This is a genomic window from Lactobacillus johnsonii (assembly GCF_013487865.1).
Lineage (GTDB): Bacteria > Bacillota > Bacilli > Lactobacillales > Lactobacillaceae > Lactobacillus > Lactobacillus johnsonii_A.
In genome coordinates, this window is sequence record NZ_CP047409.1 from 835,136 (window position 1) to 855,022 (window position 19,887).

16 protein-coding genes, 1 tRNA gene and 1 pseudogene are annotated in these 19,887 nt (G+C 34.7%); 15 read left to right on the top strand and 3 right to left on the bottom strand.

Annotated features, from left to right (window positions below; all coding sequences use genetic code 11):
* The first annotated feature begins 114 nt into the window (after positions 1-114).
* The 6 genes and pseudogenes from GTO82_RS03940 to bsh all read left to right on the top strand — a co-directional run bounded on the left by GTO82_RS03940 (position 115) and on the right by bsh (position 5,599).
* Positions 115-202, top strand: a tRNA-Ser gene (locus tag GTO82_RS03940).
* A 187-nt stretch (positions 203-389) separates the two neighbouring features.
* Positions 390-974: a phosphatase PAP2 family protein gene (locus GTO82_RS03945; protein ID WP_180873850.1), complete on the top strand. Its 585-nt coding sequence runs from the start codon at positions 390-392 to the stop codon at positions 972-974.
* A 177-nt stretch (positions 975-1,151) separates the two neighbouring features.
* A complete protein-coding gene (gene eno / locus GTO82_RS03950; protein WP_004897160.1) occupies positions 1,152-2,438 on the top strand; it encodes a phosphopyruvate hydratase in 1,287 nt (428 codons plus the stop codon).
* 113 nt (positions 2,439-2,551) lie between these two features.
* Complete coding sequence (locus GTO82_RS03955; protein WP_011162173.1) at positions 2,552-2,833, top strand: membrane protein; 282 nt, start codon at positions 2,552-2,554, stop codon at positions 2,831-2,833.
* Between the two features lie 67 nt (positions 2,834-2,900).
* Positions 2,901-4,523, top strand: a complete 1,623-nt coding sequence (locus GTO82_RS03960) for an ABC-F family ATP-binding cassette domain-containing protein (RefSeq protein WP_180873857.1) — start codon at positions 2,901-2,903, stop codon at positions 4,521-4,523.
* A gap of 95 nt (positions 4,524-4,618) precedes the next feature.
* Positions 4,619-5,599: pseudogene (gene bsh / locus GTO82_RS03965) on the top strand (choloylglycine hydrolase).
* 49 nt (positions 5,600-5,648) lie between these two features.
* Here bsh and GTO82_RS03970 read toward each other — a convergent pair.
* From GTO82_RS03970 to GTO82_RS03980, 3 genes are all read right to left on the bottom strand, one after another.
* Positions 5,649-5,966, bottom strand: a complete 318-nt coding sequence (locus GTO82_RS03970) for a helix-turn-helix domain-containing protein (RefSeq protein ID WP_004897163.1) — start codon at positions 5,964-5,966, stop codon at positions 5,649-5,651.
* 301 nt (positions 5,967-6,267) lie between these two features.
* Complete coding sequence (locus tag GTO82_RS03975) at positions 6,268-7,119, bottom strand: DNA/RNA non-specific endonuclease (RefSeq protein WP_180873859.1); 852 nt, start codon at positions 7,117-7,119, stop codon at positions 6,268-6,270.
* Positions 7,119-7,823 carry a sunset domain-containing protein gene (locus tag GTO82_RS03980; protein ID WP_180873861.1) on the bottom strand — a complete coding sequence of 235 codons (705 nt, stop codon included), beginning with the start codon at positions 7,821-7,823 and terminating at the stop codon, positions 7,119-7,121. Before GTO82_RS03980 ends, GTO82_RS03975 begins: the two co-directional genes overlap by 1 nt.
* Before the next feature lie 416 nt (positions 7,824-8,239).
* Between GTO82_RS03980 and GTO82_RS03985 the strand changes: the two genes are divergently transcribed.
* The 9 genes from GTO82_RS03985 to GTO82_RS04025 all read left to right on the top strand — a co-directional run bounded on the left by GTO82_RS03985 (position 8,240) and on the right by GTO82_RS04025 (position 19,836).
* Positions 8,240-9,094 (top strand): MetQ/NlpA family ABC transporter substrate-binding protein, encoded by an 855-nt coding sequence (locus tag GTO82_RS03985; RefSeq protein ID WP_180873863.1) that lies wholly within the window; start codon positions 8,240-8,242, stop codon positions 9,092-9,094.
* A 16-nt stretch (positions 9,095-9,110) separates the two neighbouring features.
* The gene (locus GTO82_RS03990) at positions 9,111-10,160 is read left to right on the top strand and encodes a methionine ABC transporter ATP-binding protein (protein WP_180873865.1); all 1,050 of its coding nucleotides are present in this window, start codon (positions 9,111-9,113) and stop codon (positions 10,158-10,160) included.
* Positions 10,153-10,854, top strand: a complete 702-nt coding sequence (locus GTO82_RS03995) for a methionine ABC transporter permease (protein ID WP_180873867.1) — start codon at positions 10,153-10,155, stop codon at positions 10,852-10,854. The genes GTO82_RS03990 and GTO82_RS03995 overlap by 8 nt, the downstream gene beginning before the upstream one ends.
* 137 nt (positions 10,855-10,991) lie before the next feature.
* Positions 10,992-12,398 (top strand): class II fumarate hydratase, encoded by a 1,407-nt coding sequence (locus GTO82_RS04000; protein WP_180873868.1) that lies wholly within the window; start codon positions 10,992-10,994, stop codon positions 12,396-12,398.
* Positions 12,399-12,412: 14 nt separating this feature from the next.
* Positions 12,413-13,786 carry a flavocytochrome c gene (locus tag GTO82_RS04005; RefSeq protein ID WP_180873870.1) on the top strand — a complete coding sequence of 458 codons (1,374 nt, stop codon included), beginning with the start codon at positions 12,413-12,415 and terminating at the stop codon, positions 13,784-13,786.
* A 79-nt stretch (positions 13,787-13,865) separates the two neighbouring features.
* Entirely contained in the window at positions 13,866-14,792 is a 927-nt protein-coding gene (locus GTO82_RS04010; RefSeq protein WP_180873872.1) for an L-lactate dehydrogenase, read from the top strand.
* Positions 14,793-14,900: 108 nt separating this feature from the next.
* Positions 14,901-16,283: a threonine/serine ThrE exporter family protein gene (locus GTO82_RS04015; protein WP_014567387.1), complete on the top strand. Its 1,383-nt coding sequence runs from the start codon at positions 14,901-14,903 to the stop codon at positions 16,281-16,283.
* A 90-nt stretch (positions 16,284-16,373) separates the two neighbouring features.
* Entirely contained in the window at positions 16,374-17,390 is a 1,017-nt protein-coding gene (locus tag GTO82_RS04020) for an asparaginase (protein WP_094498039.1), read from the top strand.
* A 16-nt stretch (positions 17,391-17,406) separates the two neighbouring features.
* Positions 17,407-19,836 (top strand): HAD-IC family P-type ATPase, encoded by a 2,430-nt coding sequence (locus GTO82_RS04025; protein ID WP_180873873.1) that lies wholly within the window; start codon positions 17,407-17,409, stop codon positions 19,834-19,836.
* Positions 19,837-19,887: the final 51 nt, after the last annotated feature.

The window sequence follows — 19,887 nt, forward strand, 5'->3', positions numbered from 1 at the left end:
TTAAGATACAGAAAAACTATGAAAGAATGATGACTTTTTAAAGATTAATTTTAGAATTAGTTATTTTGTATTTACCATTTATTTTTTAATTGCTATAATAAAAACGTTGTAATTGGAGAGTTGGCAGAGTGGTAATGCACCGGACTCGAAATCCGGCGAACCGGCTTATACCGGCGCGCAGGTTCAAATCCTGTACTCTCCTTTAAATTTGGTCCGTAAGTATTAATCTTACGGGCTTTTTTATACACTTTGATCGCCAAATATTTGCTCAGGGTGAAATCTCACTCCTATTTTTTATTGAAATAGTTAAATAAAATTTAAAAACATATGTGCTTTATTTTTTTGCTGTTACAATATTTATTAGCACAATTAATTGAGGTTAAGTAAAAGTGAAATTGCATTGTTTAATTCAATTGCTGATTTCGGCATTGATTCTTTTAGGATTAATATTTAACATTAGAAATTCTCGTCTATTTAATTTTTATGATCATTTATTGCACCATAAACTTGTTAAAAATAGAGACGGTAAAATTTGGAAAGTTATTACAGTCTTAAATGAGCCTAAGGTAATTGTTGTTTGGGACTTTTTATTAGCAGGCCTATTAGTTTTGTTTCATCACCCTTGGCTTGCAATTTGGTCTTTAGGTACTTTAGCAGTAACTGATGCAGTTGGAATCTTTTTGAAGCATTCAGTTAAAAGAAAAAGACCCTTGTCAATGAGAACCTATCGAGATGGCTATAGCTTTCCTAGTGGACATGTATTAAGCGCAACTATTATGTCATTAATGTTATGGCAAATCTTTGGTCATATTATGGGAATCTGGCTCTTAATTACTTTGATAATAGCATGGGGACTGGTAGTAATGTCACGTTTAAATATGCGTGCACACTATCCATCTGATGTTTTGGGAGCAACAACTTTAGCCCTATTTTGTTTTACAATTGCACAGCAACTTTTAGGATTGGCCTTTTAATGGTCGATCTTTTTTTATAAAAAAATAATTGCTTTCTTTAGTTTACATACTCACAAAGTTGCTTTAAAATAAATCTGTAGTCAAAAGGGCTATGCCTAAAAGCGACGAAAAACACTGACTAGATGCCAATTCGGTTAGTTTGTATTTTTCGCCACAAATTTAAGGAGGATTTTTTTAATGCTCAAATCAGTTATTGAGAATGTACATGCACTTGAAATCTTTGATTCACGTGGTAACCCAACTGTTGAAGTTTTCGTTACTCTTTCAAACGGTGTTGTAGGTAAGGCTGAAGTTCCATCTGGTGCTTCAACTGGTGAAAACGAAGCTGTTGAATTACGTGATGGTGGTTCACGTCTTGGTGGTAAAGGTGTTATGAACGCTGTTAACAACGTTAACACTGAAATCAACGACGCTTTAAAGGGATTAGATCCACATGATCAACCAAACATCGACGCAACTATGATTGCTTTAGATGGTACTCCAAACAAGGGCCGTCTTGGTGCTAACGCTATCTTAGGTGTATCTATGGCTACTGCTGCTGCAGCTGCTAAGGATAACCACCAACCATTATACCGTTACCTTGGTGGTACTGACCTTGAAATGCCTCAAACTTTCCACAACGTTATTAACGGTGGTGAACACGCAGACAACGGTATCGATATTCAAGAATTCATGATTACCCCAGTTGCTAAGACTTCATTCCGTGATGGTTTTGAAAAGATCGTTAACGTATACCACACTTTGAAGAAAGTTCTTGAAGATATGGGTTACGAAACTGGCTTAGGTGACGAAGGTGGTTTCGCTCCTAACATGAAGAACTCAGAAGAAGCTTTGAAGGCATTACATGAATCAATCATCAAGGCTGGTTATAAGCCAGGTGAAGATATTGCTATTGCATGTGACTGTGCTGCTTCATACTTCTACAACAAAGAAGACGGCAAGTACCACCTTGAAGGTAAAGTTCTTACTGACGAAGAATTGGCAGACTACTACGACAAGTTACTTGACGAATTCCCAGAATTAATTTCTATGGAAGACCCATACGATGAAAACGATGTTGAAGGTATGGTTAAGTTTACTCAAAGTCACAAGGACCGTATCCAAATCGTTCTTGACGACTTCATTTGTACTAACCCTAAGCTTTTGAACAAGGCTATTCACGAAGGTGCTGGTAACGCTTCATTAATCAAGTTGAACCAAATCGGTACTGTTACTGAAACTCTTGAAACTATTCGTCTTTCACGTAAGAATGGTTACAACACTATGATTTCTCACCGTTCAGGTGAAACTGGTGATACTTTCATCGCTGACTTCGCAGTTGCTGTTAATGGTGGTCAATTGAAGACTGGTGCTCCAGCTCGTTCAGAACGTGTTGAAAAGTACAACCGTTTACTTGAAATCGAAGAAGAACTTGGTAAGGGTGAACGTTTAGCATTTTTCCCAGACAACGTTGACTTAGATTAATATAAGTTGATATTAAAAAAAGAGATTGATTTTTGATCAATCTCTTTTTTTGTGCTTGAGATAACTATAAAAAGTAAGTAAACTAGATAACATAGTATAGAAAGGAAGATTAGTTGAAAAAGAAAATTAGATCTTTTGATAATAAGACTGTATTAACGATTGGACGAATTGGCTCAGTTTTATCTGTTCTAATGTATGTTTCTTATATTCCACAAATTATGAATAATTTGCAAGGAAATTACGGCAATCCTATTCAGCCATTAGTTGCAGCCATTAACTGCCTTATTTGGGTTCTGTATGCTCTCTTAAGAGAGAAAAAGGATTGGCCGTTGTTTGTAGCTAACTTTCCGGGGATTTTATTTGGATTAGCTACATTCATTACCAGTTTGCATTAAATTTTCATAAAAAGACTTTCTATAATGTGTTATAACTAAAAAATTAGATGTAAGAGAGGAAAATAATTTGATTACTGTCTCAGATTTAAGTTTAAATTTATCTGGTCGTACCTTATACGAAGATGTTAACTTGAAATTCACTCCCGGTAATTGTTATGGAGTAATCGGTGCTAATGGTGCCGGTAAGTCAACTTTTTTGAAACTGCTAGAAGGTAAGATTGAACCTACTACAGGTAATATTTCTATCGATGCTAATGAAAGAATGTCTAGCTTGAATCAAGACCACTTTGCTTTCGAAGAATTTACTGTTTTAGATACAGTAATTCAGGGGCATAAAGAACTTTATCAAGTAATGAAAGATAAAGATGAGCTTTATTCTAAGGCTGATTTTAGCGATGAAGATGGAGTTAAAGCTGCAGAACTAGAATCTAAATTTGCTGAACTTGACGGTTGGAACGCCGAAGCAGACGCATCTAAGCTTTTGCAGTCTTTAGGTATACCAGAAGGGTTGCATCAAAGTAAGATGAGTGAATTACCAGAAGCGGAAAAAGTTAAAGTATTATTAGCACAAGCCTTATTTGGTAATCCTGATATTCTTTTACTTGATGAGCCCACTAACGGTTTAGATGTTCATACTGTAAACTGGCTTGAAGACTTTTTAGCCGATTATCCAAATATTGTTATTGTAGTTTCCCACGACCGTCACTTCTTAAATCAAGTATGTACACAAATGTGTGATGTTGATTATGGCAAAATTCAATTATACATGGGTAATTACGATTTCTGGTATGAATCAAGTAAGCTTGCAAGTGAATTAGCAGCTAACCAAAATGCTAAAAAAGAAGAAAAAATAAAGGAACTACAAGAATTTATTGCTCGTTTCTCAGCAAATGCGTCTAAATCAAAACAAGCCACTTCAAGAAAGAAACAATTAGAAAAAATTACCCTTGATGATATTAGACCATCTTCTCGTAAATATCCTTATGTAAAATTCGAAATGCACCGTGACCTAGGAAACGATTTACTAAAAGTAGAAGATGTATCTTATAGTGTTGATGGTGAAAAGATTTTGGACCATGTTTCATTTATAGTGCGTCCTGGTGATAAAGTTGCATTTTTATCACGCAATACTTTAGCAACCACTGCTTTAATGGACATTATTGCTGGTAAAGTTAAGCCAGAGAGTGGTACTGTGACTTGGGGTCAAACTACTGCTTATAACTATATGTCACGTGATTTAAATGCTAACTTTAATAACGATGAATTAACGATTTTAGATTGGCTTCGTCAATATGCTACTAAAGAACAAGATGATAATACTTTTTTACGTGGCTTTTTAGGTCGAATGCTCTTTTCTGGTGAAGAGATTGACAAGAAGATTAAGGTACTCTCGGGTGGAGAAAAAGTTCGCTGTCAGCTTTCAAGAATGATGCTTGAACCAGCTAATGTTTTGGTAATGGATGATCCTACTAACCATTTGGACTTAGAATCTATTACTTCTCTTAACGACGCTTTGAAAGATTACCAAGGCTCAATCTTATTTACATCTCACGATCATGAATTTATTCAAACTATCGCAGATCATATTATTGAGGTCGGCTCTAAAGGAATTGTTAGTCGTGCAGATACTAGCTATGATGAATTTTTAGATAACCCAACTATTCAAGATCACGTTCGAAAAATATACTAATAATAAAATAAGGAAACTTCATAGGAGAAGTTTCCTTTTTATTTTTGAAAAAAAGAGTAATATAGGGACTGTAAAAGATATAAGGAGGAGTTTATATGTGTACCTCAATTGTTTATAGTTCAAATAATCATCATTATTTTGGCCGAAATCTAGACTTGGAAATTTCTTTTGGTGAACATCCTGTAATTACACCAAGGAATTATGAGTTTTAATATCGTAAATTACCAAGTAAAAAGGCAAAATATGCCATGGTTGGGATGGCGATTGTAGAAAATAATTATCCACTATATTTTGATGCAGCAAATGAAGAAGGGCTAGGAATTGCTGGTCTTAATTTTGATGGTCCGTGTCATTATTTTCCAGAAAATGCGGAGAAAAATAATGTTACACCATTTGAATTAATTCCTTATTTGCTAAGTCAATGTACTACGGTTGCTGAAGTAAAAGATGCATTGAAAGATGTTAGCTTAGTAAATATAAACTTTTCAGAAAAACTACCACTTTCTCCACTTCACTGGTTAATGGCTGATAAGACTGGTGAGTCGATCGTTGTAGAATCGACTTTAAGTGGATTACACGTTTATGATAATCCAGTTCATGTTTTAACCAATAATCCTGAATTTCCAGGCCAGTTACGTAACTTAGCTAATTATAGTAATATAGCACCTGCACAGCCTAAAAATATTCTTGTTCCAGGTGTTGACCTCAATTTATATAGTCGCGGGTTAGGGACTCATTTTTTGCCAGGAGGAATGGATTCAGCCAGTCGTTTTGTGAAAGTAGCTTTTGTTCGGGCACATTCCCCTCAAGGAAATAATGAATTAAGTAGTGTAACAAATTATTTCCATATTTTACATTCAGTTGAACAGCCAAAGGGAACGGATGAAGTCAGACCAAATTCTTATGAGTACACAATTTACTCTGATGGAACTAACTTGGAGACAGGCACGTTTTATTATACCAATTATGAAAATAATCAAATTAACGCCATTGAATTAAATAAAGAAAACTTAAATGGTGATGAGTTAATAGATTACAAGTTGATTGAAAAGCAAACAATTAATTATCAAAATTAGACTATAAAATAAAAAAACTTTGCCAGATAGAAGATATCTGGCAAAGTTTTTATTTATCTTCTTTAGCAAAAGTATTAATTATAGTAATAAAACTTTTAGCTAAAGCTTCTTCCTGTTCAACAGGAAGTTTTTTCATGTCATTTGTAAGCTTGTCAAGAAAAACACGGTCATTGCTTAACTTACTTGCAAATGCCTGTGGTTCAGGAGTTTTGGATGATTCATCAATTAAAGTAATTACGGATGTTTGTAGTGCCTTTGCAATCGCATCTAATTTTTGAATACTGATATTTTGATTACCTGTTCTTTCAATCTTAGAGATGAAATTCACTGATAGACTACTGAATTCCGCAAGGTCTTCTTGAGTCATTCTCAAACTCCTGCGCCTTTTTTTGATCGCAGCTCCTAAGTTGTCTATCACTTCAATCACAATTCCTTTCACACAGATTTCTGCCTGCGCTTTTTAGAATAAAGTTAAACTGTAATTAAATGAAGAATTTATAATATTATCTTTCTTCATTTAGTATATTCATACACCTAAACCATTAAGCATAAATACTAATTGAATAAGTATTATGAAAGAAAAGTATAGGTTTGAACTTAGGAAATTAAGAGAAGCGAATAGAAGTATATCAAAAAAAATAACTTTAATATAGTTATTTTATTAAAACTTAAGAAGCTTTACTGGTTCCATTTGAGTAATTTAAGTTTACGCCATCTTGAACATTAAATATATAAACATGGAAATGAACGTCATTTGAATTAATTGACTGACCTTCCATTTCGACACCACGAGCTAATAACTCATTATTTCTAAAAATGGGCGTAACGCGATAACGAACATAATTTGATGGGGAGGCTTTTAGATAAGTAGCCACTTCATTCTCATACATTAACATATCCGGGTCATTTAAGTGTCTAGTCCCAGTCATCAAATTTTTCCAATTATTATTCTGGCCCGTAAGTTGATAGCCAATTAAGTGAGAACGATTATAGAGCCAATGATTATTTATTTTTTTATTATGCCATCCTGTTGGATTGACATGGAGTGGTTCTCTTTTGGTTTTCGGCATTAAGGAACTATTTAAAAGAGCATTTGCGGCAGTTACACGATTTTGTGAGTCAAGATCGCCATATTTTTGCCAGGCACCACGACTTGTATCTAAATCTTCTTTTGAAAAATCTGGATTATTATTGTTCACGTTAACAACAGTTTTCCCCGTATAATCAAGACTAGCTAATTTTTGTTTACTTAAAGATTCAACTGCATTTGGATTAGTGTAGTTTTTTAATTGCTTTTGAAGATCAGCTATCTTTTTATCTAAAGAGCTAATTTTCTTCTCAATTTTTTTGTTCTGCTTGTTTAAATTTTTTGCTTTCTTTTGATCAGTATAGTCATACTTATATTTTTTAACGACTTTAGTATCGTTAGATGAACTAGCTTGAACAGTATATGTTTGACTAAGTCCGAGAGAAAACAAAAGAGTAACTGTTAAAAATTCGGTAATTTTCTTATGTTTCATTATCTTTTTGCCTTTCTATAACCAGCATTAATTGCGTCTTGTTCACTGTTAAAGTAAACGGCATTAGCTGAATTCATATGGTAGCCTGCTTGACCAGGTACGTGGTAAATTTTTGAATTACTGTTTCCGACAATTGTTCCTTGGTTACCAGTATAAAGATCACCTTGATTAGAAGAATCAGAAGAATTAGAAGAACTACTAGTATTTGCTTCCTGACGTTGAGCAGCTTTTTGTTGTTCTTCAGCTTCTTTTTGACGGGCTTTGGCCTCTTTTTTAGCTGCCGCTTCAGCCTTTTTTCTTGCTTGTTCAGCTTCTTGTTTTTGTTGTTCTTCTTTTTCTTGGTAGTCATCAAGTTGCTGCTTTAACTTGTCATATTCAGCTTGTTTATTCTTTTGTTCTTGTTTGAGAACCTTAGCTCTAGCTTTTTCTTTATTAAGTTCTTTAGTTCCAACTTTTTTAATGACCGTTTTATGAACTACTCTGCTGCTTTTGGCTGAGGCGTTCTCATTAATTGAAGTAGTGGTTGTACTGCTTGGGCTGAGCGCTAGACTTAGTAAAACTAATAAAGCGATTGTTACACAATTTGCCCAAAAAACTTGATGTTTGTTTTTCTTAAAAACAAATTTTTTTAGTAAATAATATGGAATTAGATAAAACCAAAAGAGGATCCACATTATTATTTTGACAATATTATTTTTCATCATTCTTTCTCCATTCTTAAATATCCTCATGTATCAGGATAATATAATGATTTCGATAAGAAAATAAAAAATAAAAAAAGACTTGACGAAAATTGATTAAGATTATAATATATTTTTAACAATTAACTTAAACATTTTGCTAGTTGAGTAAATTGGTAATGTTTTTTTAGAGAGTCTACGTGTGGTGGAAGTAGATAAAACAGCTAATTGAAGATGGACTAGAGATTAAAATGGTGGTAACGAATTTTAATAATAAGTTATCAACGGAGTTGCGATCGTTAAAAACGCAAGGTAATTCTTAATGAAAATTAGGAGCTACTTACTAAGGTCATTTATGTGAGTAAATGGCAAATTAAAGGTGGTAACGCGAGCACTCGTCCTTTTATGGATGAGTGCTTTTTTGTTTGGAGGAAAGTACAATGCATAAAAAGAGAATTAGAAATAGAATAATTTGGTCACTAGTGGCAGTTTTAATTGTAATTGCTGGATGGTTTAGTTTTGGTCCAACCAGTAACACTGCCAAGAATCAAAAAGAAGTAGTAGTGGGTGTAGTTGGTCAAACAAAGCAAGACGCTGAAATTTGGAAAAGTGTAGCAGAAACTGCTGAAGAAGAGTATGGTATAAAAATTAAAATTAAGAATTTTACTGACTATAATCAACCAAATAAGGCACTTCAAAATGGTGATATTGATCTAAATGCTTTCCAGCACTATACATTTTTAAATGCATGGAATAAGGCAAATCATGGTTCACTAGTCGCAATTGGGAATACTTATATTGCTCCAATCAGGTTGTATTCAAAGAAATATAAGAGCATTAAGGATTTGCCACAAGGTTCTACAATTGCAGTGCCAAATGATGCGTCTAATGAATCAAGAGCCTTATATGTCTTGAAAAATGCTGGACTAATTAACTTGAAAAAGGGCGTTAAACTTGCAACGGTAGCTGATATTACTTCAAATCCAAAGGGTCTAAAAATTAAAGAAGTTAGTGCAGAGCAAACAGCACGAGTAATTGATGATGTAGATGCAAGTATCGTTAATAATACTTATGCCGTTCCTGCTAAATTAGGCGATAAGCAAACAATTTATATTGAGCCTTTGAATAAAGATTCTGAACAATGGATTAACATAATTGTTGCAAATAAAAAAGATAGAAATAACAAAATTTACAAGGATTTAGTTAAGGCATATCAAACTGAAAAAACTAAGAAATTATCTGACAAGCTTTATGGCAAGACTGAAGTTGCAGCTTGGGGATTGAAATTAAAGTAAGAGGGGGAGCAGTCTAATGGCAGCACAAATTGATTTGAAAAATATTACCGTTCAATTTGGACAAAATAAAGCAGTTAACGATGTAAGTTTAGAAATAAATAAGGGTGATATTTACGGTGTAATTGGATTTTCTGGAGCCGGAAAATCCACTTTAGTAAGAACAATCAACTTACTTCAATATCCTTCTGCTGGATCAGTAGAGATTAATGGAACGGTGTTGTTTAAAGACAATAAATTACAAATAAGCAAGAAGCAACTTCAAGAAAAAAGACGGAAAATTGGGATGATTTTTCAAAATTTTAACCTATTGAATGAAGAAACTGTTATTGAAAATGTTGCTTTTGCATTGCAGCATAGTCGTTTATCTGACCAGGAATTAGAGAAAAAATCTCTCCATTTACTAGAATTAGTTGGCTTAAAAGATAAGGCAGATTTTTATCCGGCTCAATTATCTGGAGGTCAGCAACAGCGTGTAGCTATTGCGCGTGCCTTGGCCAATGATCCTGATATTTTGATTTCTGATGAGGCAACGAGTGCCCTTGATCCAAAAACTACTAATCAAATCTTAGATTTATTATATGATCTAAATAAAAAATTAGGCCTAACTGTTGTTTTAATTACCCATGAAATGGATGCTGTAAAACGTGTAGCAAATAAAATTGCAGTAATGGAAAAGGGAAAAGTAATCGAAAAAGGTGAGTTGAGAGAGGTCTTCTTACATCCTCAAAAGCAACTTACGCGTCAATTTGTGGGTGGAGCTTTGCAGGCTCAACATATTTTGAATACTTATAACTTTGATAAATTAGCCGAGAACGCAGAATTGTATCAATTAGTTTATAGCATCAATGATGTAACTAAATCAGTTGTGGCTGATTTAGATGTTTCATTGAATACAAAAGCAAGTATTTTATATGGAAATGTAGAAGTTCTAAGTGGTGAACCAATAGGAACGCTTGCAATTTTATTGAATTTAGATGAATTAAAGCAAAAAGAAGCTATTAAATTCTTGGAGAGTAAAAATGTCGTAGTAACGAAGTTAGATAAAGGAGTGCTGACTAATGATTAGTTTTTTCACTAAAAACTTTCCTAATGTAGTAGCCCTAGGTTGGGGCGGAGATGCTGGCTGGGGAACAGCTATTTTCCAAACCTTATTTATGACTTTTTGGTCAGCTATTTTTGGAGGAATTCTTGGCTTGATTTTTGGCTTATTACTAGTTTTAACAAAGCCAAAAGGAATTTTAGCTAATAAGGTAGTTTATTGGGTTGTTGATAAAATCGTATCAATTTTTAGAGCTGTACCATTTATTATTTTGTTAGCATTTGTTGCTCCAGTCACCCAAAAAATTGTTGGAACTCAAATTGGGATGAAAGCAGCTTTAGTGCCATTAACTTTAGGTGTTTTTCCCTTTTTTGCTAGACAAGTTCAAGTTGCACTTGAAAGTGTTGATAAAGGAAAGATTGAAGCTGCAGAAGCATTAGGTGCTTCAACCAAAGATATTATTTTTGACGTATATTTAAGAGAAAGTCGCTCTGAACTAGCTCGAGTTTCAACCGTGACTTTGATTAGTTTAATTGGTTTAACTGCAATGGCAGGAGCTGTTGGTGCTGGCGGATTAGGTAATACAGCTATTTCATATGGATACAATAGATTTAATAATGATGTGACCTTAGTAGCAACTTTATTAGTTTTATTATTGGTATTGATTGTTCAAGTGGTTGGAGACCTAGTTGCTAAGAAGTTGAATCATCAAGAACGATAAGCGTATAGCATTGAAAAAGTATTTTTAGTATAATTTAATACAATTATATTAGCGAAGAATTATATTCTCCGCTTTTTGTATGCCCTTTCATTTAAATGTAGCCTATAATGAAGATAATGAAAACGGAGGACAAAAATATGGTGAAAAAAGGTTATCGTGTTGAAAGTGATACATTAGGCCCAGTAGAAATTCCTGAAAAGGCATTGTGGGGTCCACAAACACAAAGAAGTAAGGATAATTTCCATACTGGAGCGTTAATGCCAATTGGTATTATTCGTGCACTTCTTCAAATAAAGCTAGCTGCTGCTCAAGCTAATATTGAAGCAGGAACTGAAACAGAAGAAAAAGGACGTGCCATTATTGAAGCAATTCATCAGCTACTTGATTTAAACAATGAAGAATTGCAACCATATTTTCCATTGCATGTCTATCAAACTGGATCAGGTACCCAAACTAATATGAATGTTAATGAAGTGGTGGCTAATCTTGCTAATAAAAATAATCCCGGTTTAGATATTTTACCTAATGATGACGTGAACATGGGACAATCATCAAATGATACTTTTCCAACTGCAATGAATTTAGTTGCAACACAAGCGTTAGACGACTTAAAACCTTCTATTAAACACTTGATTAAAGAACTAAAAGTGAAACAAGATGAGTATTGGACAACGGTTAAAGTAGGAAGAACCCACTTGCAAGATGCGGTTCCATTGACTTTTGGTCAGGAACTATCAGGCTATATTTCTGCTCTTAATCATGATTTATCCTACATTAACGAGTTAGAAGAAACACTTTATGAATTACCAATTGGAGGAACTGCTGTTGGCACTGGACTTAATGCAGCTCCTGGTATGGCAGAAGATATCGCTGAGCGTTTATCAAGAAAGTATGGACATAATTTTAAAGTTGATACAAATAAATTCTTTGGTTTAGCAAATCACTCAGGCTTAAATGTTGTGCATGGCGCTTTAAAAGCTTTGGCAGCTGATATGTTCAAAATTTCTCAAGATATTCGTTTCTTAGGATCTGGCCCAAGAGCTGGTTTAGGAGAACTTAATTTACCTGCAAACGAACCTGGTTCATCAATTATGCCAGGTAAAGTAAATCCGACTCAAGCAGAAGCTGTTACCATGGCATGTTTGAGAGTCTTTGGAAATGATACAACTATTACTATGGCTGCATCTCAAGGAAACTTTGAAATGAATGTCTTTAAGCCAGTGATGATTGCAGCATTTTTAGAGTCTGCCAATGTTTTATCTGGAACTATTTCTGGCTTTGCAGATAAGATGATTCATGGTATGACTGTTAATAAAGAAAGAATGGCTAAGGATGTAGCAAATTCATTAATGACAGTTACTGCACTTTCACCACATATTGGTTACCATGAAGCTGCTACTATTGCACAGACTGCAGCTAAAAATAATACGACTTTGCGTACAGCAGCTTTAAAGAGCGGCTTAGTTACTAAAGAACAATATGATAAGTGGATGAAACCAATTACCATGACTAATGCAATGAATACTAAGCCAATTGATGATTAGAAGAAGGAATAAGAATGGGATATAAATTTCCAACACAAACAGTAGATAAGTTACAAAAAGAATATGATGCAATTATTGTCGGAAGCGGTGGTACAGGATTAGCCGCAGCTATTCAAGCACAGCAATATGGTTTGAATGTTGCAATTTTAGAAAAGAATGGCTTTTTAGGTGGAAACACTATGAGAGCTAGTTCTGGTATGAATGCTGCTGAAAGTATTGTTCAAGCTCGTTTAGGTGTAAACGATAGTATGCAAAAATTTTATGATGAGACGCTAAAAGGTGGCGGCTACATGAATGACCGTGAAATGCTACATTATTTTGTCGAGCATGCACCTTTGGCTATTGCGTGGCTTGAAGACTTAGGAATTAAAGTAGATGATTTAACAATTACAGGTGGTATGTCCAAAAAACGTACACACCGTCCATCTTCAATGGCACCAATTGGCGCATTTTTAGTTAATAATTTACTTAAAATTGCTGATGAAAAGAATATTCCAATTTTTACTGATGCTAAGGTGACTAAATTATTACAAGATGACAACAAGAAAATTAATGGAGTAGAAGTTAATAATGATCGGCAAGTAAAAGCTAAAGCAGTTTTACTTGCTACTGGTGGTTTTGGTGCTTCTAAAGATTTAATCGCTAAGTATCGACCAGATTTGCGTAACTATAAGACAACTAATCAACCTGGTGCGACTGGAGACGGCTTAAAATTAGCTAATAAAGTGGGAGCACAACTTGAGCAATTAGAGTTAGTCCAAGTTCACCCTACAGTTCAACAAGATACAGATCATGCGTATTTAATTGGTGAAGCAGTACGCGGTGAAGGAGCTATTTTAGTTGATCATCAAGGTAAGAGATTTGTTAATGAATTGAATACGCGAAAGATCGTATCAAATGCGATTACCCACACTCCAGAACATTCGGCATATTTGATCTTTGACCAAGGAGTTAGGGATAGGGTTAAGGCAATTGAATTTTATGATTCAATTAATTTAGTTGTTCATGGAAACACTATTGAAGAATTAGCTGAAAACATTAAAGTGCCCATTTCCAACCTTGAAGAAACACTTAAAAATTGGAATAAAGCAGTAGCAAATAATGATGATACAAAATTTGGCCGTACTACTGGAATGGCTGAGTTAGACCACGCACCATATTATGCAATTCATATTGCACCTGCAATTCATTACACAATGGGTGGAATTCATGTGGCACCTGATACCCGTGTCTATGATACTAACGGAAACTTTATTTCTGGTTTATATGCTGCTGGTGAAGTTAGTGGTGGCTTACACGGTAACAATCGAATTGGTGGTAATTCGATTGCTGAAACAATTATTTTTGGTCGTGAAGCTGGAAAAGCAATGGCAGATTTAATTAAATAAAGCGCTTTCAATAGAAAGGCTATTTGTGTATACTTAAAGTGTAGAACTTAAGCTTTCATTTAAAGGAGTATATATAAAAATGAGTCGTAGAAAAGTATTTTTAGTTGGTGACGGCCGTGTTGGTTCGACCTTTGCAAATGACTTATTGCAAAATGTTAGAATTGATGAATTGGTAATTTGTGATGTAGTCAAAAAAATTACTGAAGGGGATGTCTTAGATTTAGAAGATCTAGCCCCATTTGTTGGTCAATGCACAGTTAAGAGTGGGGATTATAGTGATGCAAAAGATGCAGATATTGCTGTAATTACTGCTGGAGCTGCAAGAAAGCCTGGAATGACTAGACTAGATTTGGTAAAAACTAATGTTAAAATTTTAGAATCAATCATAAAACCAATTGTAGAATCTGGTTTTAACGGTATTTTTGTCGTTTCTGCTAATCCAGTAGATATTTTAACTACTTTAACTCAAAAGTTATCTGGTTTTCCTAAGAATAAAGTTATCGGAACCGGTACATCCCTTGATACAGCTCGCTTGCGTGTGGCTTTATCACATAAGACTGGTGTTAATGTTGATCATATTGATGCTTATGTTTTAGGTGAACATGGTGATACATCTTTTGAAAACTTTGATGAAGCAATTATTGATCATAAGCCTCTTCGTTCTTATAAAGAATTAGATGAAGAAACATTGGTTGAATTAGAGACTGATGTTCGTAAAAAGGGTGGTAAGATCATTGCTAATAAGGGAGCAACTTTTTATGGCGTTGCAATGTGCTTAACACAAATCTGTAAGGCAATCTTAGAAAATAAAGCTCTAGTGATGCCCCTATCTGCACCAATGACTGGAGAATACGGTATTCATGATCTTTACCTAGGAAGCCCAGCTGTAGTTACCGCTAATGGAATTAGTGATGTGATTGAGCTTCACTTATCAGAAGATGAAAAGAAGAAAATGGCTTATTCAGCAGCTAAGATGAAGGAAGTTGTTGACGGAATTGACCTTTAAACAATAATTTTAATAATTAAAAGCGTCTTGTACTTAAGTTGAGAGTGCAAGACGTTTTTTGTGTGATAAAATTTTAAAGGTATGATATTTAATCAAAGTTTGGGGACTATGAAAGTGAACAGTAAAGAAAGTAAAAATGAACGTGTAAATCAGCTCCATCATCAACATACTTTGTCGCATCATCATCATATGCGAATTCGGTGGCAGGATTTTTTTACTAGTGATAATATTACACCTGCTAAAAATGCGACTTTGGCCGAACGATCGGTAATTGTAGGGCATATTGGGATGATGCTTCTCTCTTGTGGGACCGGAGCGTGGCGTGTAAGATCAGCGATGAATACAATTGCTCGCTGTTTAGATATGACATGCAGCACGGATATTGGACTTGTTTCAATTGAATATACTTGTGTTGATGCGGATGGTAAGAGCTATACTCAAGCTCTAAGCTTACCATCAACAGGAGTGAATACGACTAAGTTGGACCGTATGGAAAACTTTGTTAGTCAGTTTAAAAAAGATAACGGAAATTGGACGATTGGGCAAATTCATAACCGATTAGAAGAGATTTCGACAATGAAATCGCAATATGCTCCGTGGCAAGTTGGACTGGCTGCTGGTCTTGCATGTGCAGGATTTATTTTTTTACTAGGTGGCGGAATTTTTGAAGTTATTTGTGCTTTTTTAGGTGCAGGTTGCGGAAATTATATTCGTCGAAAAATGATTGATCGACATTTAACTATTTTAGCTAACATTACAGTAGCAGTTGCTGTAGCCTGCGCGGTATATGTGGGTAGTTTTTACTTAATTAGACTATTTTATCCAGTTAGCCTTCATCATTTAGATGGATACATTGGAGCCATGCTCTTTGTGATTCCAGGTTTTCCATTTATTACATCTGGACTAGATATTTCTAAGCTTGATATGAGATCAGGATTAGAGAGAATGGCTTATGCAATAATGATTATTGTTGTTGCAACTGCAGTTGGTTGGGTAATGGCTTTGATATTGAACCTGCATCCGCAAAACTTTGAGAAATTAGGACTAACACCATTAGTTTTAACTCTTTTAAGATTAGTTGCTAGTTTCTGCGGAGTTTTTGGCTTCTCAATTATGTTTAATTCTAGAATTCCAATGGCAACTGTTGCAGGGATTTCCGGAGCTATAGCAAATACTTTACGCTTAAGTTTGGTTGATTGGTCAAATGTTCCACCGGCTGTGGCTGCTTTTATCGGAGCTTTTGTTGCAGGAATGTTAGCTTCAATTATTAGACGTAAAACCGGTTTCCCTAGAATTGCTATTACGGTGCCGTCAATTGTAATTATGGTGCCGGGACTATATATGTACCGAGCTATGTTTAACTTAGGATTAACGTCATTAAATGCAGGAGCCTTATGGATGGTTCAAGCTTTAATGATTGTAATTTGTTTACCATTAGGTTTAATTGCAGCCCGGATTTTAATGGATAAAGACTGGCGGCATGCCGGATAGATTTTTATTAAAAAGTTGTCATGGAATTTAAACTATGACAACTTTTTTCGTATAATTAATAGAACAAGAGAATTAAAGAGTGAGTGAAAAATGCAAAAGAAAATATTATTGCTTTCAACGGGTGGAACAATTGCGTCAGTTGTTTCAGAAGCTGGGTTAGTGCCTAAAGAATCTGGTGAGCAGTTAATCAATATGTTAGGGGAATTACCTTATGATATTACTGTCGAAGATATTCTCCAACTTGATTCATCTAATATTCAGCCTGAAGAATGGAAATTGATTGCTGAAAAAATTTATGAAAATAGAAATAAGTATGATGGGATTGTAGTATCTCATGGTACTGATACCATGGCCTATACAGCATCCATGCTTTCTTTCATGCTGCAAAATATTAATATTCCAGTTGTTTTAACTGGAAGTCAGGTTCCAATTAATGTAGTGCTGAGTGATGCACCGGATAATTTAAAGTTAGCCTTTGCGGCAGCTGCTAGTTGTCATCCTAATATTTATTTAGCCTTTGATCGAAAAGTGATGCTGGGATGCAGAAGCGTTAAAGTGAGAACAATTAATTTTGATGCTTTTGAAAGTGTTAATGTACCACCAGTGGCTCGGGTAACATCTGATGGTTTGGTATTTTCTAAACAAAAATTACCTAAAAACACAAAAGAAACAACTTTAAACACTAATATTAATCCTCATGTTTCTTTAGTTAAACTATTCCCTGGTTTTGATCCGAATTTGCTATTTGCAATGGTCGAAAGCGGATGTCAAGGAATTGTAATTGAAGCGTATGGTTTAGGCGGGATGAATTACATCCGCAGAAATATGGTAGCTGCAATTGGAAAGTTGATTAGAAGAGGAATACCGATTATTGCGACGAGTCAATGCTTATATGAGCGAAGTGATCTTACAAAATATGAAGTTGGGAGAGAAGCGCTGCTTGAAGGAGCAATTAGTGCTCGTGATATGACTTCAGAGAGTGCGATTACTAAACTGATGTGGGGATTAGGCCAAAACTGGGATGTTCACCAGATTTCTGATTTTTTTAATACTGATGTAGCTGGTGAGGTAACGATTGAAAAAGACGATAATTTACAGATAGATTAATTTTTTAAGGATGCAAATGAAGGAAAACTTTAAACAACCAATTGGCTTAACACAAGCAGAAGTTGAGCAAAGAATTAAAGAGGGAAAAGTTAACCGAGCTGTTAATGATCAAGCTAAGACTACCTGGCAAATAATTAAAGAAAATACATTTACGTATTTTAACTTGATATTTTTAATATTAGCGATCTTGTTAGTGATCGTTGGAGAATACAAGGATTTAACATTTTTACCAGTTATTATTGCAAATATGATAATTGGGATTGTCCAAGAATTACGTGCAAAAAGTGTTTTAGACAAGTTAAATGTTATGAATACAACAAAAATAGCCGTAATTCGTGATAAAGAAGAAAAAATTGTGCCAATCGAAGATCTAGTTTTAGGGGATGTAATTGTACTTAAAACAGGGGATCAAATTCCTGCGGATGGGCAAGTTATTTCTGGAACATTACGAGTAAATGAAGCATTGCTAACTGGTGAAGCCGATGAAATAGAGAAAGATGTTGGCGCAGAGTTAATGTCTGGAAGCTTTGTAGTTGCAGGAAAAGCTTATGCGCGGCTTGAAAAGGTTGGTAAGAATTCTTATGTTTCTAAGCTAACTTTAGAAGCTAAAGCGATGAATTCAAAAGAGGGCTCTGAAATGGTGCGCTCAATTAATCGATTGATTAAATGGGTTGGAATCATCATCATCCCCTGTGGAATTGCCCTCTTCATTGTTGCCCGTTATGTAAATCATTTAAATTTAGCGGACAGTATTGTCTCAATGGAAGCAGCAATTATTGGAATGATCCCTGAAGGTCTGTATTTATTAACGACAATTGCTTTGGCATTAGCAGCTATGCGTTTAGCGCGTTCCCAAGTTATGCTTCATGATATGAAAAGTGTTGAAACATTAGCTCGGGTTAATGTGCTATGTGTTGATAAAACTGGAACAATTACGGAACCTAAAATGGAAGTAGAGGAAGTTATTCCAGCTAGTGTTACTAAAGAAGAGTTAAGCAAAGAAATTTCTATTTTTGCCCAAAATATGTCGCATGATAATGCAACTATCAAGGCTGTCGCAAAAACTTTTAATCAAAAATTTAATATTCAGGCTACCCAAATAATTCCTTTTACTTCAGGAAATAAATATAGTGGAGCAGTTATTAAGAACAGCACTTTATTAATGGGTGCGCCTGAGTTTGTATTGCGGGATCAATTTGAAAATTACGAAAAAGAAATAAATCAATATACCCGACAAGGATATCGAGTTTTAGTTTTTGGAAAATATCCGCATGCACTAAGGGATGAAAAGGAAAAATTAGTAGATCCTGTTGAGTTATTAGGATATATTTTAATTTCTAATCCAATCCGTAAAGAAGCAAAAAGTACTTTTGAATATTTTGATCGTCAAGGGGTAAATATCAAGGTGATCTCTGGAGATAATCCTTTAACGGTAGCACGCGTTGCAAAACAGGCAGGTATTCGGGATGCAGATAAGTTGATTGATGCAACCGAAATTGGTGAAGGCGACTATGAAGAAGTTGTTAAAAAATATAACGTTTTTGGACGTGTTAAACCTGATCAAAAGAAAAAGTTAATTAAAGCTCTTCAAAAAAATGGTAATACTGTTGCAATGACAGGAGACGGTGTTAACGACATTTTAGCAATGAAGACAGCAGATTGTTCAATTGCTATGGCATCAGGCAATAGTGCTGCTGTTCAAGCATCCCAAGTTGTTTTGTTAGATTCTGATTTTGCTAGAATGCCAAAAGTGGTAGATGAAGGTAGAAAAGTAGTTAATAACATTGAAAGATCAGCTAGTTTGTTCTTGGTAAAGAATATCTTTTCATTTTTAATGGCTATCTTTTCTCTTGTCTTTGCAATGTCTTATCCATTGCGTCCGGCTCAAATAGCCTTAATTTCAGCATTTACTGTTGGTCTACCATCATTCTTATTAGCTCTTGAAAATAATTACAACCGTATTCGCGGAAAATTTATTCCTAATGTATTGTCAAGGGCAATTCCTGGTGGAATTACAGATATGCTTGCGGTCTCAGTTTTGGTAGTGGCAGATATGGTTTTAGAATTAGGAAGACCAGAAGTAGCTACAACGGCTACGATGTTATTAGTCGCAGTAGGGATGATGGTGCTATACCATATTTCTAGACCACTAAATAAATTTAGGTGGACTGTTTTAGGTGGATCCTTTTTAGCATTAGTTTTATCTATTATTTTCTTCCATAATTTATTTGCACTTTCACGTATCTCTGCAACTGCTGTTTTCTTATTGTTAGTTCTATTCTTTGCAGAAATTACTATATTTAGATTATTAAGTAAGTTTGCTGATGGTGTTAGAGAAGTATTAGTTGCATATGATCAAAAGGGTAAAGATTTAACTATTAGTGACATCAAAGAAGCCTATCGCAAGGGAAGAAATATGGTAAATATGTCAGTTCCTGAAGAATAAAAGTAGTAAATAAGTATTTTTTTCGCCTTGTTGAATGATACAATTAAACAG